Annotated in this window: 3 protein-coding genes and 1 pseudogene; 1 reads left to right on the forward strand and 3 read right to left on the reverse strand. The window is 67.5% G+C overall.

Features of this window, described 5'->3' with window-relative positions:
- Both FV220_RS23450 and FV220_RS23455 read right to left on the reverse strand, forming a co-directional pair.
- Window positions 1–220, reverse strand: a pseudogene (locus tag FV220_RS23450) (DUF4126 domain-containing protein); the annotation flags it as partial.
- A 155-nt stretch (window positions 221–375) separates the two neighbouring features.
- The gene (locus FV220_RS23455) at window positions 376–1,170 is read right to left on the reverse strand and encodes a lytic transglycosylase domain-containing protein (RefSeq protein WP_018043371.1); all 795 of its coding nucleotides are present in this window, start codon (window positions 1,168–1,170) and stop codon (window positions 376–378) included.
- A gap of 521 nt (window positions 1,171–1,691) precedes the next feature.
- Here FV220_RS23455 and FV220_RS23460 point away from each other — a divergent pair.
- On the forward strand, window positions 1,692–3,911 hold the full coding sequence (locus tag FV220_RS23460) for a TonB-dependent siderophore receptor (protein ID WP_246689527.1): 2,220 nt from the start codon (window positions 1,692–1,694) through the stop codon (window positions 3,909–3,911).
- 80 nt (window positions 3,912–3,991) lie between these two features.
- On the opposite strand, the gene FV220_RS23465 is transcribed toward FV220_RS23460, so the two are convergent.
- Window positions 3,992–6,189: TonB-dependent receptor (locus FV220_RS23465; RefSeq protein ID WP_147833418.1), on the reverse strand; the 2,198-nt coding region annotated here is incomplete at its 5' end.

Raw genomic sequence — 6,189 nt, forward strand, 5'->3', positions numbered from 1 at the left:
CGGTACGGCTCGGCGTGGCGGGAAGCGTGTCCGTGACGAACTCGGCGAGCGCGAGAAGGGTGAGGATGACGGCCGTCGAGCGGTAGCCGAGAAAGGCGAGCCAGCTCCCGTCGAGGGAGATCCAGCCGAGATGCGCCGCCCAGGCGATTGCCGCCGGTGCGGTAAACGTCCGCAGACCCGCCACCATCCCGATCAACCCTGCGAGAACGATCCCGGCCATGGAGTATGTCCCGCTGCGACGCCATCGTCGAAGCCGGAAGATCGACCGGGCAGGGGCCAAGTCAAGGTGGGCCTATGGAAACAGCGCCGAGCGAGCCTCCGGCGCGAAAAGCGCGGCCCGAACGAAAACGGGGCCCCGCAGGGCCCCGTGATCCGTCACTGGCCGTCGATCTGGCGTCCGAGCTGGGCGATCGCCTTCTGGTAGACGGTGGCCGCGTTCCATCCCTGGATCGCCGCGAAGTTCGGCTCGCCCGGCTGGTATCCGGCTCCGGCCTTCCAGCCGTGACCCTTCAGGAAGTTCGCGGTAGCGTTGAGGGCATTCGGAATGCTGTCGAGGCTTCCGCCGGTGCCGTAGGTCAACACGTTCTTGGGCAGGAACTGGGTATGGCCGACCTCGCCATGGGCGGCGCCGCGGGTCCCGGAGTTGAGGATGCCGCGATCGACGAGGGTGAGGGCCGCGTAGAGCTGGTCGGTGAAGAAGTCCGAGCGGCGGCAATCATAGGCGAGGGTCGCCACGGCGGAGAGCGTGTTGATGTTGCCGCGAACCGCGCCGAAGCCCGTCTCCATGCCCCAGATCGCCAGGAGCGGGCCGGCCGGCACGCCGTAGCGCTGCTCGATCGAGTCGAACAGGGCCGCGTTGGTCTGCTTCAGCTTGCGGCCACGGGCGACGATGGTGGGGCCGCCGCGCTTGGCCAGGAACTGGTCGAGGGTCAAACGGAAGCTCTTCTGGCCCCGGTCGGCCGAGATGGTGGCGCCGGAATAGGAGGTCTCCATCAGGGCGGCGAGGCTCGCGGCGCTGGCGCGTCCCTTCGCTTCCTGCGCGAACTGGGTCTTCCACGCCTCGAAACCGCTGGCCGTGTTGCCGCACTGGGCCGCCTGCGCCGTGCCGGCCATGCAGGCCAGGGCACCGAGGGCGGCGGCGATGGCCCCCTTGTAGCCGCGTCTGGTCATCCGAAACTCCTTCGTCGCGGCAGCTCTCGGGAGACTGCCAGCTTTGCCGACCGCCCTAAGCCGTTCCGCATGGGAAGGCTACAACCTTGCCGAGGTGTCGGTGCGGCCCGCACCAGTTCCCGGCAAGATGTGATCTTCCGGTTACCACCCTGACCTTCCGCGCGTGCGCGGCCCGCGCCCGATCCCGCATGGCTCCCCGTGAAAGCCCGCCGGCTTCGGGACGAATCCGCCCAGCTTCCTCGTGCCGCCGGAAACCCGATGCGCCCGATCCTTCGCGCCTCTCGGGGGTGGCCCGTTCGTCTCCGCGCCTCGCCCCCGCCTTTGGCTTGTCAGGCTATTGTGCAGTGGATCGCGGCCAGCGGAAATTTATTGTCTGAAGAACTATTCTTTCAGATGAAAAATATCGCCTATAAAATTACCGTTAAACTGCATTTTTAGAAGAATTACAAAGTTTATACTGGATATTGTCAGGCTATGACTTTGGTCATACTTGTGTTTCTGGAGTGTTTCAGGAGTAGGCGATGCCCGACCAGACCGGATGCCCACCTCATGCGGCGAGGCTCGACCGCAGAGCCGCCAATCGCCTGCCATGGTTGCTGGCGGGCGGGGCCGCCCTCGTCCTCGCGGACACGGCCTGGGCCCAGAACAGCCCGGCGGCGGTGCAGGCCGCCTCCCCGACCGCCGTGTCCCTCGATCAGATCACCGTCGACGGCGATGGCAGCGGCACCATCGGGTATCAGCCCCGGCGGACCAGTTTCGGGGCCGGGTCGGATACCTCGCTCCTCGACACGCCGGCCAACATCGCCGTGGTGCCCGCCACCGTCCTGCGCGACCAGCGCGTGCTGTCCCTCGACGAGGCCTTGCGCAACGTCAGCGGCACCGCCCAGGCCAACAGCCTCGGGGGCACGCAGGAAGGCGTGATCCGGCGCGGATTCGGGACCACGCGGGACAGCTCGATCCTGCGGGACGGCCGCCGCACGGTCCTGCAACAGAACTTCAACTACGCCATCGAGCAGGTGGAGGTACTGAAAGGCCCCGCCTCACTCCTCTACGGCATCTCGGAGCCGGGCGGCCTCATCAACCTCGTCTCGAAGCGTCCCGAATTCACTTCACACGGCGCCCTCAGCGTCACCGGGACGAGCTTCGGCGGCGGCCTCGTCCAGGCCGACGTGACCGGGCCGGTGGAAGGCACCAACCTCGCCTACCGGGTCGTCGGGGATTTTCAGGATTACCAATACTGGCGCAATTTCGGCGCGATCGAACGGCAGGTCGTGGCCCCGTCGCTCACTTGGAAGGGCGACGACACCAAGGTGACGGTGGCCTACGAGTTCGCGCATTATAATATCCCGTTCGACCGCGGCGCCATCTTCGATCCGCGCAACGGCCAGCCCCTGCGGGTCCCGCGCGACCGCCGCTTCGACGAACGCTTCAGCCGCGTGGACGCCACCAGCCATCTCGCCAGCCTCGACATCGAGCATCGCTTCAACGACGATTGGCGGCTGCATTTCGGCTACAGCTTCAGCCATCTCGGCTACGACGACAATCAGGTCCGCGCGGTCTCGTACAATGCCGAGACGGGCTTCCTGACCCGACGGGCCGATTCCACGCAGGGCGGCGACTTCAACGCCCATGTTGCACGCCTCGACCTGACCGGACGGGTCGACACCTTCGGCCTGAGGCACGACATCCTGGCGGGCGCGATGTACGAGCGGGTGGACTACTTCCGCAAGACCACCATTCGCGGAGCGAACCAGGGCGGTTTCAACGTCTTCGACCCGGTCTATGGTCGCCTCGGCCCGTCGAACCAGGTTTCGCTCACGGGCAGCGACGTCCGCGACCGGCTCAACAACACCAGCCTCTACCTCCAGGATTCGTTCCACCTCACCGACCAGCTCATCCTGGTGGCCGGTGTCAGCGCCCAGATCTACGATCAGCTCGCCTATGCCGGGCGGCCGTCCGTGGTCACCACCGACATCAACGGCGTGCAGCCGGTCCCGCGTGCCGGGATCGTCTACAAGCTGACGCCCGATCTCTCGCTCTATGGCAGCTTCAGCCGCTCGTTCCGGCCCAACGTCACCGATCTGGAGACCAACGGCTCCCTCGCCCCCGAGGAGGGGGAGGCCTACGAGGTCGGCGTAAAGGCGGATCTCGGCCCCGGCCTCACCGTGACGGGGGCGATGTTCGATGTCGAGAAGGCGAACGTGCTGGTCACCCAGGTGGTGGACGGAGCGCGGATCGCCACCACCGCCGGCAAGGCCCGTTCGCGCGGGTTCGAACTCGACGTCGCCGGCCAGATCCTGCCCGATTGGGCGGTGATCGGCAGCTACGGCTTCACCCAGGCCCTCGTGACCGAGGATCCCATCCTCGCGGGCAAGGAGCTCCAGAACACGCCGCGCGTGACGGCGTCCGCCTTCCTCACCCACCAGTTCGGCGCGGTGACGCGCGAGGGCGAGCTCGGCTCGCTGCGCCTCGGCCCCGGTTTCCTCGAGGCCGGCTTCGGCACCCGCTATATCGGCGAGCGGCCGGGCGATGCCGCCAACACCTTCACCATGCCCCACTACCTCGTCTGCGATGCCTTCCTGGCCTATCGCACGGCGGTGAACGGTCGGGCGACGACGATCCAGCTCAACCTCAAGAACCTGTTCGACGAGACCTATTATTCGTCGTCGGCGGCCAGCAACCTGCTGGTGGCCGTGGGCGAGCCGTTCCAGGCCCTGGTCACGGCGCGTGTGACGTGGTGAGGGCAATCCGCCGATAGGCCGATCTCACGATCGGCCCCAATGGCGGCGGGCCGGATGTGGCATCCGGCCCGCCGCCATCGTCAGAAGGACAGCCTCATCCCGGCGACTACGTTGCGCGGTGCCCCGGCGAAGACCGAGCCCGGGGTGGTGGCGAGCACGCCTGCGCCGTTCTGCAGGCCGGTCGTGGAACTGAGGGAGTTCGCGAGGTTCTGGGCCGAGGAGACGTAGGTCTCGTCGAAGACGTTGCGGACTTCCGCGTAGAGGCTGATGCGCTTGGCGTAGCCGCCGGGGAGGTCGGCCGCGTAATGCACGTTGGCATTGACGACGGTATAGCCCGGCGCCTTCAACTGGTTGGCGTTGTCGATGAAGAACCCGTCCTGGACGACCGCTTCCACATAAGCGCCGAGGCCGGCGAGCGGCCCCGTCGGCTGGTCGTAGCCGATGCGGGCGAGGAGCTGATGGGCGGGCACGCCCGGAATGGCGTTGCCTGCGCGGTCGAAGCGCTCGGTGAAGGCTCCGGCGCTCAGTTGCTCGGTGTATGTCGTATAAATCTGGTCGTCGAACGTGTAGGCGGCCACCGCCCGCCATCCGGGTGAGAAGGTCCAGTCCGCCGCGAACTCGATGCCGCGATGCTCCGAGGCCGGGGCGTTGAAGGTGTAGCTCAGGAGCCCGGCGCCGGGGGATTGCGACACGAGCTCGTTGCGGAAGAACTCGTAGAAGCCGGTGAGGCTGAGGCGCAGATTTTCCGTCGGAGTCCAGTCGGCGCCGAGATCGAAGCCGAGATTCTCCTGGGTCTGGAGTTGGGTGTTGCTGCCCGGAAGACCGGCGGGGGTGATGAACAGGTTGCTCGCCGCCGGCGTGGTGTAGCCCGTGGCGGCCCGCCCCCGCAAGGTCCAGGCGGCGTTGGGCCGGTAGACCAGGGCCAGTTCTGGCGCGACGTTGAGGAAGCTGCGGTCGGTCGTCGCCACCGTCGTCGTCCGTTCCGTCGCCGAATAGCCGTAGGCGAGGTTGCGCCCGGTGATGGTGGTGTTCTCCGCCGCGATGCCGAGGACACCCGTCCACTGGTCCGAGAGCGCGACCTCCGTGCGAGCACGGCCGCCGAGGTTGGATTGCACCGCCTCCTGGTCGCCGATCAGCGCGCCGAGGGTCGGCCCGCCATAGGGGGCGCGGTTGAATGTGGTGATGTGGTTGTCGATGGTGTTGTAGGCGAGCGCCACGTAGCCCACCGCCGGAAGGCCGAACAGGTCGCCGCGCCGGGTCAGGTCGGTGAGGAAGTTCCAGGACGGATAGGAGCCGCGCGACGAGGACGTATAGAACGGCTGGTTGAAGTTTCGCTCGTCGAAGCCGAGCTGCGTGCGCCACGTGGTCTGCGCGTCGATGTCGTGTTCCCAGCGTGCCGCCACGATGGTGCGGCGGTCCTTGCGCCCGAAGGCGCCCTCGTCCGCCGTGACCGGCACGGTGGCGCCGAAGGCCCCGTTGATGCGCAGGTTCGTGAGCGTGCAGCCCGGGGCCGCGGTGGCCGCCGCCGCGCAGCCGCGCTGGTAGGGGTTGATGCCGAACTGGTCGAGGGAGGAGCGGGCGGGAAGGTCCGCGTTCACCTGGTTGTTGATCACCTTCAGGGTGAAGCGGTTGTCCGGGGTTGGGGTGTAGCTCGCCAGCAGGTTGATGGTCTGGGTGTCGTAGGAGGAATGGTCCTGGTAGCCGTTGCCGCGCGCGTCGCTGGCGAACAGGCTGATCTCCACCGGACCGCTGGCGCCGCCCACGGTGAAGTAATTGCTGAGATAGCCGAAGCTGCCCGCATCGGTGCCGATCTCGTAGCCGTTGATCTCGCGGCCGGTCCGCGTCCGGAAGGCCAGCGCGCCGCCGGTGGCGTAATTGCCGAACAGGGCCGATTGCGGCCCGCGGAACACGTCGATGCGGGAATAGGCGCGCGGATCGACGAGATCGAACCGGGAGGCGCCGTCCGGCTGCGTCAGGATGAACCCATCCTCCAGGACCACCATGTTCTTGGTGACGCCGGTGGAACGGGCGTTGTTGCCCCGGATCGAGATGACGACGTCGCGCGCGCCGTTGCCCTGGCGCACGGTGACGCCCGGGCTGTTGACGAGGACCGAGCCGATATCGGTGGCGGGCCGGTCGCCGATCGTGCCGCTGCGCCCGACCTGGGTCACCACCTGCCCCACGGGCTGTTCGATGACGCTGGGCGCCGAGCCCTGGGGCGAGGCGACGCCGAAGCCGCTCCGGCCGGCCTCCCCGACGACGGAGAGTTCCGGCAGGG

The sequence above is a fragment of the Methylobacterium sp. WL19 genome (assembly GCF_008040005.1).
GTDB lineage: Bacteria > Pseudomonadota > Alphaproteobacteria > Rhizobiales > Beijerinckiaceae > Methylobacterium > Methylobacterium bullatum.

Bases quoted from the DNA above. Each gene is read 5' to 3' on its own strand.
- FV220_RS23455 (WP_018043371.1), bottom strand. From the start codon at position 1,170: ATGACCAGACGCGGCTACAAGGGGGCCATCGCCGCCGCCCTCGGTGCC.
- FV220_RS23460 (WP_246689527.1), top strand. From the start codon at position 1,692: ATGCCCGACCAGACCGGATGCCCACCTCATGCGGCGAGGCTCGACCGC.